The organism is Lysobacter enzymogenes (genome assembly GCF_017355525.1).
In the GTDB taxonomy this organism is placed as follows: Bacteria; Pseudomonadota; Gammaproteobacteria; order Xanthomonadales; family Xanthomonadaceae; genus Lysobacter; species Lysobacter enzymogenes_C.
On sequence record NZ_CP067395.1, the window covers coordinates 242,182 to 260,823 of the forward strand.

Annotated in this window: 14 protein-coding genes; 9 read left to right on the forward strand and 5 right to left on the reverse strand. The window is 67.1% G+C overall.

From position 1 onward, the window contains the following. Positions 1-56: 56 nt before the first annotated feature. The 3 genes from JHW38_RS01265 to JHW38_RS01275 form a co-directional block, all read right to left on the reverse strand. Positions 57-1,214 (reverse strand): isovaleryl-CoA dehydrogenase, encoded by a 1,158-nt coding sequence (locus JHW38_RS01265; RefSeq protein ID WP_207524233.1) that lies wholly within the window; start codon positions 1,212-1,214, stop codon positions 57-59. Position 1,215: 1 nt separating this feature from the next. Continuing rightward, positions 1,216-1,977 carry a carbonic anhydrase gene (locus tag JHW38_RS01270; RefSeq protein ID WP_207524234.1) on the reverse strand — a complete coding sequence of 254 codons (762 nt, stop codon included), beginning with the start codon at positions 1,975-1,977 and terminating at the stop codon, positions 1,216-1,218. 133 nt (positions 1,978-2,110) lie between these two features. Continuing rightward, positions 2,111-3,214 carry a Glu/Leu/Phe/Val dehydrogenase gene (locus JHW38_RS01275; protein ID WP_207524235.1) on the reverse strand — a complete coding sequence of 368 codons (1,104 nt, stop codon included), beginning with the start codon at positions 3,212-3,214 and terminating at the stop codon, positions 2,111-2,113. Positions 3,215-3,632: 418 nt separating this feature from the next. On the opposite strand from JHW38_RS01275, the gene JHW38_RS01280 reads away from it, so the two are divergent. Beyond that, complete coding sequence (locus JHW38_RS01280; RefSeq protein WP_207524236.1) at positions 3,633-5,762, forward strand: C1 family peptidase; 2,130 nt, start codon at positions 3,633-3,635, stop codon at positions 5,760-5,762. 357 nt (positions 5,763-6,119) lie between these two features. Here the strand turns inward: JHW38_RS01280 and JHW38_RS01285 are convergent, their stop codons facing one another. Then, positions 6,120-6,437, reverse strand: a complete 318-nt coding sequence (locus JHW38_RS01285; RefSeq protein WP_207524237.1) for a YXWGXW repeat-containing protein — start codon at positions 6,435-6,437, stop codon at positions 6,120-6,122. Positions 6,438-7,009: 572 nt separating this feature from the next. Between JHW38_RS01285 and JHW38_RS01290 the strand changes: the two genes are divergently transcribed. The 4 genes from JHW38_RS01290 (at position 7,010) to JHW38_RS01305 (ending at position 13,728) form a co-directional block, all read left to right on the forward strand. Further along, the gene (locus JHW38_RS01290; protein WP_207524238.1) at positions 7,010-10,591 is read left to right on the forward strand and encodes a methylmalonyl-CoA mutase family protein; all 3,582 of its coding nucleotides are present in this window, start codon (positions 7,010-7,012) and stop codon (positions 10,589-10,591) included. Between the two features lie 82 nt (positions 10,592-10,673). Then, entirely contained in the window at positions 10,674-11,120 is a 447-nt protein-coding gene (locus tag JHW38_RS01295) for a TonB C-terminal domain-containing protein (protein WP_207524239.1), read from the forward strand. Positions 11,121-11,152: 32 nt separating this feature from the next. After that, a complete protein-coding gene (locus tag JHW38_RS01300) occupies positions 11,153-11,386 on the forward strand; it encodes a hypothetical protein (protein WP_207524240.1) in 234 nt (77 codons plus the stop codon). A 242-nt stretch (positions 11,387-11,628) separates the two neighbouring features. Next, positions 11,629-13,728 carry a phosphocholine-specific phospholipase C gene (locus JHW38_RS01305; protein ID WP_207524241.1) on the forward strand — a complete coding sequence of 700 codons (2,100 nt, stop codon included), beginning with the start codon at positions 11,629-11,631 and terminating at the stop codon, positions 13,726-13,728. A 169-nt stretch (positions 13,729-13,897) separates the two neighbouring features. Here JHW38_RS01305 and JHW38_RS01310 read toward each other — a convergent pair whose 3' ends face one another. Then, positions 13,898-14,836 carry an aromatic alcohol reductase gene (locus tag JHW38_RS01310; protein WP_207524242.1) on the reverse strand — a complete coding sequence of 313 codons (939 nt, stop codon included), beginning with the start codon at positions 14,834-14,836 and terminating at the stop codon, positions 13,898-13,900. Between the two features lie 81 nt (positions 14,837-14,917). On the opposite strand from JHW38_RS01310, the gene JHW38_RS01315 reads away from it, so the two are divergent. The 4 genes from JHW38_RS01315 to JHW38_RS01330 all read left to right on the forward strand — a co-directional run bounded on the left by JHW38_RS01315 (position 14,918) and on the right by JHW38_RS01330 (position 18,558). After that, positions 14,918-15,349: a winged helix-turn-helix transcriptional regulator gene (locus JHW38_RS01315; protein WP_242691125.1), complete on the forward strand. Its 432-nt coding sequence runs from the start codon at positions 14,918-14,920 to the stop codon at positions 15,347-15,349. Between the two features lie 50 nt (positions 15,350-15,399). Further along, positions 15,400-15,957: a DUF3228 family protein gene (locus JHW38_RS01320; RefSeq protein WP_207524244.1), complete on the forward strand. Its 558-nt coding sequence runs from the start codon at positions 15,400-15,402 to the stop codon at positions 15,955-15,957. A gap of 178 nt (positions 15,958-16,135) precedes the next feature. Then, positions 16,136-17,008: a DUF4145 domain-containing protein gene (locus JHW38_RS01325; RefSeq protein WP_207524245.1), complete on the forward strand. Its 873-nt coding sequence runs from the start codon at positions 16,136-16,138 to the stop codon at positions 17,006-17,008. 131 nt (positions 17,009-17,139) lie between these two features. Then, complete coding sequence (locus tag JHW38_RS01330; protein WP_207524246.1) at positions 17,140-18,558, forward strand: hypothetical protein; 1,419 nt, start codon at positions 17,140-17,142, stop codon at positions 18,556-18,558. The last annotated feature ends 84 nt before the right edge of the window (positions 18,559-18,642 follow it).

Below are 18,642 nucleotides of genomic sequence, written 5' to 3' on the forward strand. Positions count from 1 at the left end.
CGAAAACGCCGCCGTGTTGCCACGGCGGCGTTTGTTTTTGCGAACCCGCGGCCCGCTCAGCTCTTGCCGTCGAACAGCTCGCGCCCGATCAGCATGCGCCGGATCTCATTGGTGCCCGCACCGATCGCGTACAGCTTGGCGTCGCGCAGGATCCGGCCGGTCGCGAACTCGTTGATGTAGCCGTTGCCGCCGAGGGTCTGGATCGCTTCCAGCGCCACCTCGACCGCGGCGTCGGAGGCGTGCAGCAGGCACGAGGCGGCGTCGACGCGGCTCTTGTAGCCCGAATCGAAATCGCGCGCGACCTGATAGGCGAACGCGCGGCTGGACTGCAGCGAGGTGTACATGTCGGCGATCTTGCCCTGCATCAGGCCGAAGGTGCCGATCGCCGCGTCGAACTGCTTGCGCTCGCGCACGTAGGGCAGGGCGATGTCCATCGCCGCCTGCATCAGCCCGAGCGGGCCGCCGGTCAGCACCAGGCGCTCGGTGTTGAGGCCGCTCATCAGCACCTTGACGCCCTGGTTGACCTCGCCGACCACGTTCTCGGCCGGGATCTCGCAGTCCTCGAACACCAGCTCGCAGGTGTTGGAGCCGCGCATGCCGAGCTTGTCGAGCTTCTGCGCGGTGCTGAAGCCCTTCATGCCCTTTTCGACGATGAACGCGGTCATGCACTTGCTGCCCGCGGACTTGCCGGCCGTGCGCATGTAGACCAGCAACACGTCCGCCTCGGGGCCGTTGGTGATCCACATCTTGTTGCCGTTGGCGACCCACACGCCGTCGCGCAGCTCGGCGCGGCAGCTCATCGAGCCGACCACGTCGGAACCGGCGCCCGGCTCGCTCATCGCCAGCGCGCCCTTCCATTCGCCGCTGCACAGCTTGGGCAGGTACTTGGCGCGCTGGGCCTGATTGCCGTTGGCGTAAAGATTGGACACGCACAGGTTGGAATGCGCGCCGTAGGAGAGACCGACCGAACCGGAGGCGCGCGAAATCTCCTCCATCGCGACCAGATGGGCCAGATAGCCCATCTCGCTGCCGCCGAACTCACCCGGCACGGTCATGCCGAGCAGACCCATCTCGCCGAGCTTGGGCCACAGGTCCTGCGGGAACGCGTTGTCGTGGTCGATGCGCTCCGCGCGCGGAGCGATTTCGGCTTCGGCGAAACGGCGCACGGCATCGCGCAGCGCGTCGATCTCTTCACCCAGGGGAAAACTACGCATATCAGCCCTCGTAACGAATCAGCGGCCGCCCATTGAGCGGTTGGATGTTGCGGTTGTTGCGGCGGTAGTGGGAAAGGAAGCCGTCGATCTGCCGCTTCGACATGGTGACCGGCGCCGGCATCACGTACCACTCGACATTTTCCGTCAGCGGCGGGGTCGTGAGCGAGCCCAGGTAGTGGTAGTAGCCGTGCGATTTCGGAATCAGCCCCTCGATATCGATCTCCTGCTGGGCCGGCTTGGCCTTGCCGGGCTTGAGATCGTCGAGCACGTCCTGCGCCACCGGATTGGCCGCGCCCTGTTCATACATCACCCCGACCACCGCCAGCCGGCCGTCCTGGGCCTTGAACACGAAGTGGCCTTCGAGCGGGAAGTGCTTGCCGTCGAGGGTGTGCTCGCTCTGGGCGTGGAAGTGGAACTGGGCCAGCTTGAAATGGCGGCCGCGGATGATCGCCTCGGTGGCGTGGGTGTCGACCTGGACCGCGTGGCCGTTGTCCTCGACCTTGTCGACCGCGCCGTGGGTGTGGCTGAACTCGATCGCGCGCGGCTCGCCGGGATCGGCGGCGGTGGCGCCGGCGCTGACGATGTCGATCGGCGACTGCGACTTGTCGTGCAGCGCCTGCCAGGCTTCCTGGTGATCGTAGTCGTAGACCTCGTGATGGCCGGCGGCGGCCGCCGGCTTGGCCGGCTCGCTGGCGCCGGCGGCGCAGGCGAGGGCGATGGACAGCGCAGCAACGGCAGGCACAGCGAAAGCGGACGAACGCATGGCTTGGCTCCAGGGGCTGGCGACGCTATGAGGGGGATGTTGCATAACGCGTGCGTCCTGCTAAACGCAGAAACGCACGCAAAACCCTACCGCGAATACGACGACGGGGCCGTTGGCCCCGTCGAAGTGTGCTTCAGTGGCCGCTGCGGATGCGTCCGCGGAAGCTCGGGTTGGAGCGTCCGAGCGGCAGCTTGAGCTTGCCGATCGCGCTGATGCGCTCCTCCGCCAGACGGTCGGCGGCGGTGTAGGTCGGGATGCTGTCGCGCTCGGCGATCTCGAAGATGCGGCCGAGGTTGTGGTAGATCGTGCGCATCATGCGCATGGCGCGCTCGCGGTTGTAGCCGTCGAGTTCCAGCGCCACGTTCATCACGCCGCCGGCGTTCACGGCGTAGTCCGGCGCGTACAGGATGCCGCGCTTGGCCACTTCGTCGCCGATGGCGTTGTTGGCCAGCTGGTTGTTGGCGGCGCCGCAGATGATCTTGGCCTTCAGGCGCGGCAGGGTCTGCTCGTTGACGGTGCCGCCGAGCGCGCACGGCGAGTACACGTCGGCGTTGACGTCGTAGATCTCGTCCAGGCCGACCGCTTCGGCGCCGTACTCGGACACGGCCTTGTCGACCAGGCCCTTGTTGATGTCGGTGACGAAGATCTTCGCGCCGCGCTCCTTGAGCAGCTTGACGAATTCCATGCCGACATGGCCCAGGCCCTGCACGGCGTAGCTGTACTTGCCGACTTCCTCGTCGCCGAAGCGCTTGTTCAACGACGCCATCAGGCCCTGCAGGGTGCCGTAGGCGGTGAACGGCGACGGGTCGCCCGAACCGCCGTGGACCTGGTGCACGCCGGTGACGTACTCGGTCTCGCGGTAGACGTATTCCATATCGTTGACGTCGATGCCGACGTCTTCGGCGGTGATGTAGCGGCCGCCCAGCGAATCGACGAACTTGCCGAACGCGCGGAACAGCGCTTCGGACTTGTCGGCGGACGGGTCGCCGATGATGACCGCCTTGCCGCCGCCGATGTTGAGGCCGGCGACCGCGTTCTTGTAGGTCATGCCGCGGCTCAGGCGCAGCACGTCGTTGAGCGCGTCCTGCTCGGTCTTGTACGGCCACATCCGCAGGCCACCCAGGGCCGGGCCGAGCACGGTGTTGTGAATCGCGATGATGGCCTTCAGGCCGGCGTCCTTGTTATGGCAGAACACGACCTGCTCATGGCCGAAGGTGTCGAGGGTTTCGAAAATCATCGGGTGCTCCGAACCGGGCGGGTTGCGCGGCGCTGATGCGAGCGCGGTTTCGCCTGGCTGTGGGTTAAGTCGTTGAAATGAGTAGAAATCGCCTGTGCGGCGGCGGAACGTCGGCCGGCGCAGGGCCGCTAGTCTAAAGCAATCGGGCAATACGGCTAGGTATGCCCGGCGTACTGGCGCGGCGTATACCCGAGCGCTCGCGGCGCGGGTTTGCCGGGCTTGTTGTTTGGCTCGATCCAAAATTCGCCGCGGCGCGTCGGCGGCGGCGGGCAAGCGCGCCCGACTCGCAACGGTTATGTCCGTCGAACACGATAATGGCGCAAGCGTTGTGTCCGGGCCGGCCGCGCGGCGGCGTTTCCCCGGATGCACCTGCTCTTGCCCGTATTCGCACTCGCCCCATTCAGGACGCCGTTCCCCCATGGCCACCGCAAGGACCGCCGCCGCGCGCAAGCCGGCCCGAGCCGCATCCACATCCACATCCGCCGCCGCCCGCGCCAAGGCCGGCGTGCGCAAGCTCAACACGCGCCTGCTCGACGCCCGCCCCGACACCGCGGACTTCCGCGACCGCATGTTCGAACCGACCCTGGTCGACGTGCCCGCGCACAAGCCGCTGAGCGAGCACCTCAAGCTGCGCCTGCCGATCCTCGACCAGGGCGACGAAGGCGCCTGCACCGCGTTCGGCCTGGCCACCGTCGCCCACGCCCTGCTGCGCAAGCGCAACCCGCGCGCGGCGCTGCGGCCGGTCAGCACGCGCATGTTCTACGACATGGCGCGGCGCTACGACGAATGGCGCGGCGAGGACTATTCCGGTTCCAGCTGCCGCGGCGCGATGAAAGGCTGGCACCACCACGGCGTCTGCGCCGAAACGGTGTGGCCGTACCGGCCCGGCCAGCGCCTGGAGACCTACACCGAGCAGCGCGCGCGCGACGCCGCGCAGCGGCCGCTGGGCGCGTACTTCCGGGTCAACCACAAGGACCTGGTGGCGATGCACGCGGCCTTCGCCGAAGTCGGCGTGCTGTACGCCTCCGCCGCCGTGCACGACGGTTGGGACGATCCGCGCCGCGGCGTCATCGCCTGGACCCAGCAGGACATCGCCGGCTACCACGCCTTCGCCATCGTCGGTTACGACGAAGGCGGGTTCTGGATCCAGAACTCCTGGGGCAAGACCTGGGGCCGCGGCGGCTACGGCTACGTCAGCTACGACGAGTGGCTGGAACGCGGCACCGACGTGTGGGTCGCGCGGCTGGCGGTGCCGGTGCGGCTGCACAGCGCGCAGTCCAGCGCGGTCAGCCATTCCAGCCTGGCGCGCCAGTCCACCGGCTATTCGCAGGCCGACCTGCGCCCGCACATCGTCAGCCTCGGCAACAACGGCGCGCTGCGCGACGACGGCCGCTTCGGCACCACGCTCGACGACGTGCGCAACCTGATCCGCAACGACCTGCCGCGGATCACCGCGAAGTGGGCGAAAAAGCGCGTACTGCTGTACGCCCACGGCGGCCTGGTGGCGGAACAGGCCGCGATCCAGCGCGTCGCCGATTACCGCAACGCGCTGCTGGAACAGCAGATCTATCCGCTGTCGTTCGTCTGGAAGACCGACGCCTGGACCACGCTCGGCAACATCCTGCGCGACGTCGCCAAGCCGCGCAGCGAAGGCATCGTCGACAGCGCCAAGAACCTGTTGCTCGACCGCCTCGACGACACCTTGGAACCGCTGGCGCGGGTCGCCGGCGGCAAGCTGCTGTGGGACGAGATGAAGGAGAACGGCCAGCTCGCGACCACCGCGCGCACCGTGGCCGCCAACGGACAGGCGCAGGAAGCCGGCGGCGCGGCGCTGGTCGCGCGCTTGCTGCACGAATGGAAGGCGCGCGACAAGCAGGTCGAACTGCACCTCACCGGCCACAGCGCCGGCTCGATCCTGCTGGCGCCGCTGGTGCAGCTGCTGACCGCCGACGGCATCGTCCCCAGCGGCCCCGCGGTCGGCATGCAAGGGCTGGGCATGACGATCGAAAGCGTCAACCTGTGGGCGCCGGCGATCACCGTCGAACTGTTCCTCGACACCTACGCGCCGGCGCTGCGCAGCGGCAAGATCAAGCGCATGGCCTTGTTCACCCTGACCGACAAGGCCGAGAACGACGACCACTGCGCCAGCATCTATCACAAGTCGCTGCTGTACCTGGTCGCGCACGCGTTCGAACAACAGCCGCGCAGCTGGATCAACCGACGTTTGCGCAACGGCACGCCGCTGCTGGGCATGGCGAAGTTCCTCGACCGGGGCGCCGAACAGGGCTCGGCCGAATTGCGCGAACTGCTCGACCGCGGCCTGATCGACTGGGTGCAATCGCCGACTTCAGGTCAGGCCGAAGGCTCGCCGCACGCCGCGTTCGCGACCTCGCACGGCGGCTTCGACGAAGACCGCGCGACCTTGGCGGCGACGCTGGCGCGCATTCTCGGCCGCGCCAGCGCCAAGAGCGGTTTCGATCTGCATCGTTCCGAGTCCGGCATCGCCGAGCGCCGCGCCAAGATCGCGCACGGGCTGGCGAAGCGGTAAGCGGACGGCGCCGCAGGGAGGCGGCGCAGGGCAGGGAAGCGGACGCCGCGCAGGCGGCGGGCAGGGACGCGGGGCGTCGCGCAGCGGCGCGGCAAGGACGCAGCGCAAGCAGGCGCGGCAACGCAGGGAACGCAGGTTCGACGCGCGGATACGGTGCCGCGTTAGAACCGGGCCGCAGGACGCGGCACGGCGGACAGTGCGCGACGCGCCCGGATCGAGGCGCGTCGCGCAGGGGAGCCGCCGCATCGGAACTACCCCGCCGCCGTTGCGGCGACGGCCTCGAATCTACCCGACCGTGGTTCCGGCAAAAATCGAAAGGCTTTCAGCTTTGCGGTCGCTGCAAGATCCCGCCGCGGCTCAGCGCCGCACCCAGCGCCCCGCATGGAAACGCCACGCCGGCCCGTACGACACCCAGCGCGGACCGACATAGGCATAGCCCGGCCGCGCGACCACATAACTGCCGCCGATCCAGACGTGACGGCGCCCGTTCCAGCTCCAGTAGCCCGGCGTCCACACATAGCCCGGCCGCACCCGCACCCGCTCGTAACGCGGCGCCGGCGGCGCCACCCGCACATCCACATCGACGTACGCGCGCGCCTGCGCCGGCGTCGCATGCACGCCCGCCATCGTCGCCAGACCCATCGCCGCCGCCACCATCAAAGGACGCATCGCCATGATCTTCTCCTCGTTCCAGCGGCCACCCGCCGGTTCGGGAATGGCAACGTCGCGCCCGCCGCGTGTGTTGACGCAGCGCAGGCGCGCGTTCACGAACGCGCCGGATTGCTGAAGCCGGGCTTGCTGGAAAACGGTTGCGGGGCAGGGCGGTTGACCGCGACCAAGCATTGCTGCGCCCGCACACCCATTCGGCAATGCCGGCAAACCCCCTGTAGGAGCGGCGCGAGCCGCGACCGCGCCAACGCAATTACGGCGAAAGGTTCGGCGCAAGCGGCTACCCCGCGGTCGCGGCTCGCGCCGCTCCTACAGCGGGACTGCGGACAGCGCGCTGAATCGCGCAACTGGCGACGGTGTCGTTCCGGCATAGCGGATCCGTCCAAACCGCCCGCACCATCGCCACTTGCGACCCGCCCGGCAGTTCCCGCACCGCCGCCACACGGCCGCCCTATTGACGCCGCCGCCCCGTCTTCGCTAGCGCCGCCGCCCCCTACGCCCCCGAATGCGCGCCGCAAACCGGGCCGCCGCGCACAGAGCTACAATACGCGCAGACCGTCCTGCGTATCGAGATGCCCATGAGCACCACCGCCGCGAACATCCCCGCCGCCCAGCCCGACGCGACCCCGCTGCGCTTCGTCACCGCCGCCAGCCTGTTCGACGGCCACGACGCCGCGATCAACATCATGCGCCGGCTGATCCAGGGGCAGGGCGCCGAAGTCGTCCACCTCGGCCACAACCGCTCGGTCGAAGACGTGGTCCGCGCCGCGCTGCAGGAAGACGCCGACGGCATCGCGCTGTCGAGCTACCAGGGCGGCCATGTCGAATACTTCAAGTACATGGTCGACATGCTGAAAGAACGCGGCGCCGGCCACATCCGCGTGTTCGGCGGCGGCGGCGGCACGATCACGCCGGAAGAAATCCGCGAGCTGCAGGCCTACGGCGTCGAGCGCATCTACCATCCCAACGACGGCATGCACATGGGCCTCGTTGCGATGATCGAAGACGTGGTGCGCCGCGCCAGCGACGCGCGCCTGGCGACCGAATCCAGCCCGCAGGTCTCCAGCATCGACGACGAGATCAGCATCGGCCGCACCCTCAGCGCGATCGAGGAAGGCGCGTTCGACGAACCGCAGCTCGCGCATCTGCGCAAGCAGTGGCAGCTGGCCGGCGGCAAGACCCCGGTGGTCGGCATCACCGGCACCGGCGGCGCCGGCAAGTCGTCGGTCACCGACGAACTGCTGAACCGCTTCCTCGCCAACTTCCCCGACATGCGCATGGCGGTGATCTCGGTCGACCCGACCCGCCGCCGCACCGGCGGCGCGCTGCTTGGCGACCGCATCCGCATGAACTCGCTGCGCAGCCACCGCGTCTACATGCGCTCGATGGCCACACGCCGGCAGAACTCGGCGACCAACACGGTGCTGAAGGATTGCATCGGCTACCTGCGCAGCCTCGGCTACGATCTGGTCATCGTCGAAACCGCCGGCATCGGCCAGAGCGATTCGGAAATCGTCGATCTGGTCGATTTCCCGATGTACGTCATGACCAGCGACTTCGGCGCGCCGAGCCAGCTGGAAAAGATCGACATGCTCGACTACGCCGAACTGGTCGTACTCAACAAGTTCGACAAGCGCGGCGCCGAAGACGCGCTGCGCGACGTGCGCAAGCAGTGGAAGCGCAACCGCGTCGCGTTCCAGACCAAGGACGAGGACGTCCCGGTCTACCCGACTATCGCCAGCCAGTTCAACGACCCCGGCATCAGCTGGATGTTCGCCAACCTGTGCCGCCTGCTGCGCGAGAAGCTGTCGCTGCCGGCCGACAAGTGGACGCCGGACGTCAACACCGACCTCAAGGAACCGCGCGCCACCGTGCTGATTCCCGGCGCGCGCGTTCGTTACCTCGCCGAAATCGCCGAGCAGGGGCGTTCGATCAACCGGCAGATCGAGACGCAGTCGGAAATCGCCGATCGGGCGCAGTCGTATTGGCAGTCGCTGCACGATCTGGGCGATCAGGTGCCCAACGCGCTCGATCTTTATCACTCCGACGCGCTGCTGCCCTCGAAGGACGAACCGGCGGCGCCGTCCGACGACGACGTCGACGCCGCTTTGCAGAATGTCGATCCTGCCGTCCGCGAACAATTCGCTGCGACGCGCCAGCGGATCCGCGAGATCGAGGCGCGCGCGCTCGCCAAGGGGCGGTCGGTCGACCGCACCCTGCTGACCCTGCGCCAACGCTACAACGACGCCGTCCAGTCGCTGACCTCCGACGCGCTGAAGCTGCTGCGCGACTGGCCCGCGCGCCTGAAGTCGATCACCGACGAAGTCAACGAATACAAGGTCCGCGACAAGGTCATCCGGGTCGAGAACTACCGCGTATCGCTGAGCCACCAGCAGATCCCGAAGATCGCCGCGCCGACCTACAAGAGCTGGGGCGAGCTGCTGACCTTCCTGCAAAAGGAAAACCTGCCGGGCTATTACCCCTACACCGGCGGCGTCTACCCGTACCGCCGCACCGGCGAAGACCCGATCCGCATGTTCGCCGGCGAGGGCACCCCGGAGCGCACCAACCGCCGCTTCCATTACCTGTCCGTCGGCCAGCCGGCCGCGCGCCTGTCGACCGCGTTCGACAGCGTCACCCTGTACGGCGAAGACCCGGCCGTGCGCCCGGACATCTTCGGCAAGATCGGCAACTCCGGCGTCAACATCGCCTCGCTCGACGACATGAAGAAGCTGTACTCGGGCTTCGACCTGTGCGCGCCGAGCACCTCGGTGTCGATGACCATCAACGGCCCGGCGCCGATCATCCTGGCGATGTTCATGAACACCGCCATCGACCAACAGGTCGAGAAATACCTGCGCGAAGACCAAGCGCGTTGGGACGCCGCCCACGACAAGATCGAAGCCCTGTTCGAAGGCCGCAAGCGCCCCGAGTACAGCGGCCTGCTGCCGGAAACCAACGACGGCCTCGGCCTGGGCCTGCTCGGCATCACCGGCGACCAGGTCGTCGACGCCGAGACCTACCAGCGCATCCGCGACCAGACCTTGGCGACCGTGCGCGGCACCGTTCAGGCCGACATCCTCAAAGAGGACCAGGCCCAGAACACCTGCATCTTCAGCACCGAGTTCGCCCTGCGCATGATGGGCGACATCCAGCAGTTCTTCGTCGACAAGAACGTGCGCAACTTCTACTCGGTGTCGATCTCGGGCTACCACATCGCCGAAGCCGGCGCGAACCCGATCAGCCAGCTCGCCTTCACCCTGTCCAACGGCTTCACCATCGTCGAGTACTACCTCGCGCGCGGGATGAAGATCGACGACTTCGCGCCGAACCTGTCGTTCTTCTTCTCCAACGGCATGGACCCGGAATACACCGTCATCGGCCGCGTCGCCCGCCGCATCTGGGCGCGCGCCATGCGCGAGCGCTACGGCGCCGACCCGCGCAGCCAGATGATGAAGTACCACATCCAGACCTCGGGCCGCTCGCTGCACGCCCAGGAAATCCAGTTCAACGACATCCGCACCACCTTGCAGGCGCTGTACGCGCTGTTCGACAACTGCAACAGCCTGCACACCAACGCCTACGACGAAGCCATCACCACCCCGACCGAAGAAAGCGTGCGCCGCGCGGTCGCGATCCAGATGATCATCAACAAGGAGTTGGGGCTGAACTTCAACGAGAACCCCTGGCAGGGCAGCTTCATCGTCGACAAGCTCACCGACATCGTCGAGGAGGCGGTGTACAAGGAATTCGAAGCGATCAGCGAGCGCGGCGGCGTGCTCGGCGCGATGGACACCATGTACCAGCGCGGCAAGATCCAGGAAGAAAGCCTGTACTACGAGCACAAGAAGCACGACGGCTCGCTGCCGCTGGTCGGCGTCAACACCTTCCTGCCGAAGGACCACGGCGGCGACATCGTCACCGAGATCGAACTGATCCGTTCGACCGAGGGCGAGAAGGGCCAGCAGATTGACAACGTCAAGGCCTATCAGGCCGGCCGCAACGCGTACGCCGCCGAAGGCCTGCGCGGCCTGCAGGCGGCGGCGCGCGAGCGCCGCAACGTGTTCGCCAGCCTGATGGAGGCGGTGAAGACGCATAGCCTGGGGCAGATCAGCCATGCCTTGTACGACGTGGGCGGCGAGTACCGGCGCAACATGTAAGCGGCGGCAAGGCAAACACAGGCCAGTCACGGGACCCGCGAACGCGGGTCTCGTGCGATGGGCCGGTCGCATCGGGGGAGCGATGAGTAATTGGATACGGGGAGCGTCGCTGGGCCTGGGCCTGTGCGCCGCCACGGCCGGCGCGCAAACGGCAGCGGACGCGAACAACGAGCGCTTGCTGCAACGTTACGTGGCGGCCTTGAGCGAAGCGGTCGAACAGCAATGGGTGCGCCCCGACAGCGTGACCCTCGAACAGGTGTGCCCGGTCGAGGTCCGGATGCTTCCGGGCGGTTACGTGATCGTCGCGACGGCGAGAGTCGATTGCGAGTTCGACGCCGCCGGCCGCCGTTCGGTCGAAGCCGCCGTGCGCAAGGCGGAGCCCTTGCCTTACGCCGGCTTCGAAAGCGTGTTCCGCCGCTCCGTGGTGCTGCGGTTCCACGCCCGGGACAAAGCGCCTGGGTCCGACGCTGCGGTCGCCCCGCGCGAACCTGGCGCCGACAACGCGGCGCCGGACGAATCGCGACGCTGAGTTCGCGAACCTACGATTCCTTGGGGGAAGGCGTGGTCTGGTGGAGAGGGAACGGCCTGTGGATAGGCTTGCTGGTTGCGGCGGGCATCGCCTCGGCGAACAAGTGCTTGGGCCCTATCGGCGTGGCGATCGCATGCCTGGCATCGGCTGCGATATTGTTCGGCGTGAGGGGCTCGCTTGAGGATTCGTCGCTGTTCTCGATCCCCACGCGGTTCTGGTGGCCGGTGCTGCTGGTGCTTGGCATCCTGGTTCTGTTCAAGGGGTAAGCGCATCGGCCGGACCCGCTTCTAGGGCCGGCCCACGGCGCAAGCGACTGCCGCGGCGCGTCGGACTTCGCCGCGCGGTGCGCACCGCCGCGCAAGCGGCGAGGTCTCCAGGGAAACCTGAAGCGCGCAGCCGATTCCGGTTCCGGACAAAACTCCCGCGCGTCCGCCGATCGGCGGCGCGTCGTCATTCGCGGGTCATCCGCGCTGGTTAGCGTCCTGCGTTTTGCCGCGCAGGCCCGCCCATGTCCGCTCCCACCCGCCGCGACTTCCTCCGCCTCGCCGGCCAATCCGCCGCCGCCCTGGCCGCCGGCGCAATGCTGCCGCCGTCGATCGCCAAGGCCCTGTCGATCGCGCCCGCGCGCGTCAGCGGCACGCTTCAGGATGTTCAGCATGTGGTGATCCTGATGCAGGAGAACCGCTCGTTCGACCATTACTTCGGCACCCTCGGCGGCGTGCGCGGCTTCAACGACCCGCGCGCGATCCGCCGGTCCGACGGCCGGCCGGTGTGGCAGCAGAACTACAAGGGCCGCGACTACACCCCGTACCACCTCGACACCAGCAAGACCTGGGCGCAGTGGCTGGAGAGCAACGACCACGGCTGGAGCGGCCTGCACGACTGCTGGAACCAGGGCCGCAACGACCAGTGGATGCACGTGCAGTGGCCGCAGGCGATGGGCTACTTCACCCGCGCCGACCTGCCGTACTACTACCCGCTGGCCGACAGCTTCACCGTCTGCGACGCCTACCACGCGTCGATGCTCGGCCCGACCAATCCCAATCGCCTGTACCTGATGAGCGGCCGCGCCTCGGCCCAGGGCGACGGCAGCGGCGTGCACACCGGCAACGACATGGCCGACACCGGCGGCTCGGTGAACTGGACCAGCTACGCCGAGCGCCTGCAACAGGCCGGCGTGTCGTGGCGGATCTACCAGCAAGGCGCGGTCGGCTCGTACAACGCGGCGCTGAACTTCCTGCTCAGCCGCTACAAGATCGACGACAACAACAACTACGACTGCAATGCGCTGGCCTGGTTCGGCCAGTTCAAGAACGCCCCGCGCGCCTCGCAGTTGTGGGAGCGCGCGATGACCGTGCGCGGCCTCGACAGGCTGCGCGAAGACGTGCTCAACGACGCACTGCCGCAAGTGTCGTGGCTGGTGCCGTCGTTCTCTTCGTCCGAACACCCGTGGTGGGGCCCGGCGTTCGGCGAGCTGTATGTGGCCAAGATCATCGAAGCGCTGACCGCGAAGCCCGAAGTCTGGGCCAAGACCGTATTCCTGCTGACCTACGACGAATGCGACGGCTTCTTCGACCACATGCCGCCGCCGACGCCGCCGTGGGCGCAAGGCAAGGGCGCCTCGACCGTGCACACCACCGGCGACATCGAAGCCGCCTCCGGCCTGCCGGTCGGCCTCGGCCATCGCGTGCCGATGCTGGCGATCTCGCCGTGGAGCAAGGGCGGCTGGGTCAGCTCGGAAGTGTTCGACCACACCTCGGTGATCCGCTTCCTCGAAGCGCGCTTCGGCGTCGCCGAGCCGAACATCAGCGAATGGCGGCGCGCGGTATGCGGCGACCTTACCTCGCTGTTCGACTTCAGCGTCGACGCCGCCGACGGCGCCGCACCCGCGAGCGCGCGCGACGTCGAAGCGGCCGCCAAGCATATGAACGACGCGTACTGGAAACAGTACTACTACGCCAAACCCGACTACCCGGCCGCCTCGCCGGCGCTGCCGCCGCAGGAGCCCGGCATCAAGCCCGCGCGCGCCGTGCCGTACGACCTGTACGTCAGCTCCTGGAGCGAACCGGCGCAGCGCGAGTTCTGGCTGGAATTCTCCAACGAAGGCCAACGCGCGGCGGTGTTCCAGGTCTACGCCGCCGACGGCAGCGCCGGCCCGTGGACCTACACCGTCGAAACCGGCAAGCAACTCAGCGACTACTGGAAGGCCGACGCGCAAGGCGCTTACGACCTGATCGTCTACGGCCCCAACGGCTACGTCCGCCGCTTCGCCGGCCGCGTCGCCGCCGCCGGCGCGCGCCCGGACGTGATCGCGATCTACGACAAGGCCCGTGCGCGCCTTGCGCTGGCGATCGAAAACAGCGGCGACGTCGCGTGCACGGTGAAGGTCGCCGCCAACGCCTACAGCGCCGAGCCCGCGCGCAGCTACCGCATCGAGCCCGGCCAGACCGTCAACGTGCATTGGAGCTTCGCCGACAGCGGCGGTTGGTACGACCTGAGCGTCACCAGCGATGCGCCCGCCGGCTTCGTGCGCCAACTGGCCGGGCATATCGAAACCGGCGCGGCGAGCATCACCGACCCGCTGCTGAGCGGCGCGCCGGCCGTCTGACCTCGGCGCGGGGTTGCGCCGCGACCTGCAACCCCGCGGTCGCGGCTCGCGCCGCTCCTACAAAAAGCCATCAACTACGCGATCCCACTGTAGGAGCGGCGCAAGCCGCGACCGCGCCGCCACCCCCGCCGGCGTCACCCGCCCGCAAACCCACGACCCACTCCACACCTCAACCCGCCACCAAGCGCTCCCGCACCCACTGCTCCGCGCCCACCACCGCAATCCCGTTGCGCGCGTTGTACGTCCGCGCCACCTCCCACGCCACACCCCGGCCCAGCCCGAACACCGCGCGATACTTGCGCAGGTTGTCGTCCGGCGCCTCGGCCAGATCGGCCAGCAACTGCGGCACGCTGCGCACCTGCCGCTCGAACCTGCGCCCGGTCGCGCGTTCGAGCAGATCCGCCAACTCGCCATAAGTGAGCGTATCCCCAGCGGTGTACACCACCTCGTTGGCGATACGCGGCCGCTGCAACACGATCGCCGCAGTCAACCGCCCGATATCCTCCGGCGTAGTCACCGTCACCGCCGTGTCCAGACTGCCCAACGCAGTCACCCGCGCACCGGCCAGATCCACCACCCCGAACGCAGGCTCGAACAGGAAACTGGTGAACATCCCCGTCGAAATGACGATCCACTCGGTCCGCCGCTGCGCCCGCAGCATATCGCGCACATCGAGCTGCTCATCGAACCCATCCTGCGGGCTGCCGCGGCCGATCGCGTCGTAGTCGACGCCGAACTGCCAAGGCACATAGCGCGCAACACCCGCGTCCAACACCGCCTGAGTCAACTTGCGCTGCATGCCGCGCCCCGCGGCGAAACCGACGCACCCGATCACCGTGTCGTAGCGCGCGAACACCGCCGCCAACTCCGCCACCGACGCGGCTGCGACATCGGCCGGTTCGACCGCGACGCCCAACGCGCGGATCTCGTCGAGTTCCGCAAGCTTGCCCGGCGCCTGACTGCTCACCGTCGCGGGACGCAGCAACACCGCGATGTCCGCCTGCGTTCCGCCCTCGTGCGCAGCCAGCCCGCGCAACACCGCCAGCCCCAGCTCGCCCGCACCCACCACCAAAATCCGCTGTTTGACCTGCGCCGCATCGCCTTGCATCGTGCACTCCTGCGTACATCGCTTCGAATCGAGGCCGGAGATGCTGTCATGCCGCACGACCCATCAGAAGTAGGCACACCGGTGATACCGCACGGCCTCGACCCGCGCGAGATCGTCCGCCGCTCGCAAGCCGCCTGCGCCGCGCTCAGCGACGACCACGACGGCCTCAAGCGCGACATCCTCGGCCACGCCGGCAACCGCTGGTCGCTCGGCGTGGTCTACGCACTGGGCGTAACCAGTCCCTTGCGCCACGCCGAACTGCGCCGACAACTGCCCGGCGTCACCCAGCGCATGCTGACCCGCACCCTGCGCCAGCTCGAACGCGACGGCCTGATCGAACGCCGCGACTTCCACGAAGTCCCGCCGCGGGTCGAATACAAGCTGACCCCACTCGGCCTGGGCCTGCTCGTACAGATGATCCCGCTGTGGACCTGGGTGATCGACAACGCCGACGCCTTCGCCGCCGCGCGCCGGCGCTTCGACGCCCAACCCGGCGCCGCCCCCGCGCCCTGACGCCCGCGTCCGCAGTTCCGCGCACCGGCCGACCGACCGATAATCCCCGCATGACCATCACCCTGACCGACTTCGCCCGCCCGCGCCTGTTCCCGCGCGAACCGCGCCGCAACACCATCCAGGACATCACCCCCGAACAGTTCGAGCGCCACCTCAACGAAACCCCGCCGCTGGCCGTGCTCGACGGCTACGCCCCGTTCTGCAAACTGCACGTCCACCGCAACTGGACCAGCACCCGCTGCCTCGCCGTACCGATCACCGACGCCAACCGCCACCTGCTGCGCAGCGGCTACGACGCCCGCACCAAGGACGAGCTGCCGGTGCTGACGCGCTGGTTCGAAGACATCGACCCGCCGGTGGCCGAGTACCTCATCGTCATCCTCTACAGCCGCGAACAGCTGGCGAAAGAGGGCACCGCCACCGACGCCGACTGGGGCGTGGTCGGCTGCATGTACACCGCCGAGCCGGTGGAGACGCCGATGGCGCCGATTACGATGATGCGCAATGCGTTGGGGGTGGAGGAGGGTGGGTCGGGGGTGGCGTTGGATCGGGAGGCGTATCGGCGCAGCGTCGAATTCTGGAGCGCGCACGCCAACTGGCGCGGTTGAGGTAGGCCGTTCGTACTTGCGCTCACGGACGAGCGTGGTCGGCAACCTCGCGCTTTCTCGTTGAGCGGTGCATCGGCATTCGCCGCTATGCACGAATGTGTCGGGCCGCTATAAAAGACATTCGAACCACCCAGGCCCGGCGACGGCTCTGGGCCGCCACTGCGCAGAGGGGGCGCCAGTGAACGACAAGGTCAAGAATTACTGCGATTCCTGCGGGCAGGACACGCACCACAGCATCGAAGGCGTCCATCGCCTCACCACGGACCCGGATATCTACCACTGCATGACCGAACATGCGGTGGTGAAATGCTGCGGCTGCGACACCGTGTCGTTTCGTAAGGCCTTCCACGATTACGAAGGGGCTTATCCCGATGAGTACAACGAGTGGAACGTGCCCATCACGGTCGAAAACTACCCGCCTGCCAGAGCCGGAAGCGTCGACATCCGTCACTTGCCGGAGATCGTCGAGAGCATCTACAGCGAAACCTGCAGCGCGTACAAGAGCGGGGCACGGATTCTCGCCGGCATCGGCTTCCGCGCCACGATCGAAGCGATCTGCAACGACCAGGAGATCGGCGGCAAAGAGCTTAGCGCCCGTATCAACAACCTGGCGTCCAAGGGCCTGATCTCCAAGAAGGATTCGGGGCGCCTGCACTCGATCCGATTCCTCGGCAACGACGCCGCCCACGACATCAAAATACCGTCGGACCGGTCGCTTCAAGCAGCGCTGGTCATCGTCGAGCACCTGATGACGACGGTGTACGTCCTGGACCAGGAATCCAAGGACGCCCTGGACGCCCTGATCGAAGACTTTCCGAAGTTCGAGGCACTCTTGAACGGCAAGCTCGACGATTTCGCCGCGGGCGACGAATACCCCCTGCAAAAGTATCTCGGCAAGGACTCCCGCCTGATCGCCGGCAAGAAACTGGAGAAGTTGCTGCACGCCGCCATCGGCAAAGGCGAATTCAAGCGCCTGAAGTTCGGCAAGAGAGCGAAATTCCTCGACTTTCCGGAGGAGTTGCAGCACTACATCGTTGTCGATCCGGCCTGAGGCCCCAGCGCCCCGCAGCGGCCTCGGCCGCACCGGTGCGCCAGCGCACCCAAGAGGTAAGCTAAGCCCCACACGCAACGAGAGCGGATGGCGTACCGACGCAGTCCGCCGCACAGGGAAAGGGGAACCGGATGGCCGATACGATCGCGTTGATGTTGTCGCAGAGCGGCGGCCCCCCGTTCCACTCCGTCGGCTACGTCAACCACGCCATCGGCCCGATCCTGAGCCGCAACGGCTGGAACGTGCGTTCGTTCGAACCGCCGCGCAACGACCTCGGCGAAGAAGCCATGCTGCCGTACGGCCTCGCCGGCCAAATCTCCCGCCTGGACGGCGACGCGCCCCCGCACATCGCCCTGTACGACGCCACCGGCACCGCCGTGCGCTCGCCCGAGCGCGGCTGGGCGCGGCACAACGTCGTGCTGTACCACGGGCTGGCTTACGGCACCGGCGCGTGGATGGCCAATCCCGCCGTCGATCTGCATCTGGCCAACTCGCCCTATCTGGCGCGCGTGCTGCAATCGCTGTTCGCCTTTCCCAACTGGCGACAGCGGCGCGTGCTTAACCCGCGTGGGTTGATGCGCACCAAGTCGATACGCCTGCCGCTGCCCAGCGTCGAATGCCGCGATGGGCATCCTGGCTTCGCCCACGGGGTCGATCTGCCGCCGGCGCTGCTGCGGGAGCTCGACAGCGGCGCCACGGTGTGGGGGCATGCCCTGCAACCGGGCAAGCAGGATTGGCTGGCGACGTTGAGCATTCTTTACTGGCTCAACGAGCTGCGCACTGCGCCGGTGCCGCGGATTCGGCTGTTCGTGTCGGAACACTCGCTTACCGAGGACGTTCGTCGCGGGTTGGACGCGATGCTGGCTCCGGCCAGGCGCAGTTGCGCCGACTACTTCGTGCGTGTCCCGCATTTGAGCCAGGCTGCGTTGTTTCGACTGATGCGGGGGTGTCGGTTTGGGTTGGCGTACAACCGATTTCCCGAGCCGTTTGGGTTCTATGTGCTGGAGTCGGTGTACCAAGGGTGTCCGGTTTATACCAACGGGGTCGGAAACAACCGGTTTCTGTTGCCGCCCGAGCACGGGATCAATGTTTACGAGACGTTCGATATGGTCGAGGACGCTCGGGGGCAGAGGGATCCGGGGGCTTGGCGTGGGGTGGCTGAGAGGGTTCTGAGAGACCTGGCGATAGGGGACGATGTGCGGGCTCGGTGCCAGCGTGGGGCTGATTTGATTGCTGCCATGTGGAATCTAGACAGTTTTGAAGCCGATCTTTCCCGGGTCTTGCAAGGTTTTGATGCTACGACGGAACTCGAGGGCCATTTTGACGCTATGCGTGTGGTATTGGGGCCAGTTGTGCGGCAGCTCGACGTAGCGACGGGGCTTTGTCTCAGCGATTATGCGAGTTGTAGATTGGCGCCTAACGCAATAGATATGATCATCGGCCTAGATGGTCGGCTGTGCGAGGATTTGCAAGATGGCAAGAATATGCAGCAGATTGAGAACGAATTTGGCTTGTTCTCTAAGGGGATTTTGGCGATAACGCAAAGCTAAGTCCTGGTTTTTCGTTTCATAATGGGTCATGGCTGCTGTATGTTCTTTGATTGCTTTGTGCGTTAGTGGGCGATCTAAAGCGGA

Bases quoted from the DNA above. Each gene is read 5' to 3' on its own strand.
- JHW38_RS01305 (WP_207524241.1), top strand. From the start codon at position 11,629: ATGTCCGCTCCCACCCGCCGCGACTTCCTCCGCCTCGCCGGCCAATCC.
- JHW38_RS01280 (WP_207524236.1), top strand. From the start codon at position 3,633: ATGGCCACCGCAAGGACCGCCGCCGCGCGCAAGCCGGCCCGAGCCGCA.
- JHW38_RS01310 (WP_207524242.1), bottom strand. From the start codon at position 14,836: ATGCAAGGCGATGCGGCGCAGGTCAAACAGCGGATTTTGGTGGTGGGT.
- JHW38_RS01295 (WP_207524239.1), top strand. From the start codon at position 10,674: ATGAGTAATTGGATACGGGGAGCGTCGCTGGGCCTGGGCCTGTGCGCC.
- JHW38_RS01330 (WP_207524246.1), top strand. From the start codon at position 17,140: ATGGCCGATACGATCGCGTTGATGTTGTCGCAGAGCGGCGGCCCCCCG.
- JHW38_RS01290 (WP_207524238.1), top strand. From the start codon at position 7,010: ATGAGCACCACCGCCGCGAACATCCCCGCCGCCCAGCCCGACGCGACC.
- JHW38_RS01270 (WP_207524234.1), bottom strand. From the start codon at position 1,977: ATGCGTTCGTCCGCTTTCGCTGTGCCTGCCGTTGCTGCGCTGTCCATC.
- JHW38_RS01320 (WP_207524244.1), top strand. From the start codon at position 15,400: ATGACCATCACCCTGACCGACTTCGCCCGCCCGCGCCTGTTCCCGCGC.
- JHW38_RS01275 (WP_207524235.1), bottom strand. From the start codon at position 3,214: ATGATTTTCGAAACCCTCGACACCTTCGGCCATGAGCAGGTCGTGTTC.
- JHW38_RS01265 (WP_207524233.1), bottom strand. From the start codon at position 1,214: ATGCGTAGTTTTCCCCTGGGTGAAGAGATCGACGCGCTGCGCGATGCC.
- JHW38_RS01285 (WP_207524237.1), bottom strand. From the start codon at position 6,437: ATGGCGATGCGTCCTTTGATGGTGGCGGCGGCGATGGGTCTGGCGACG.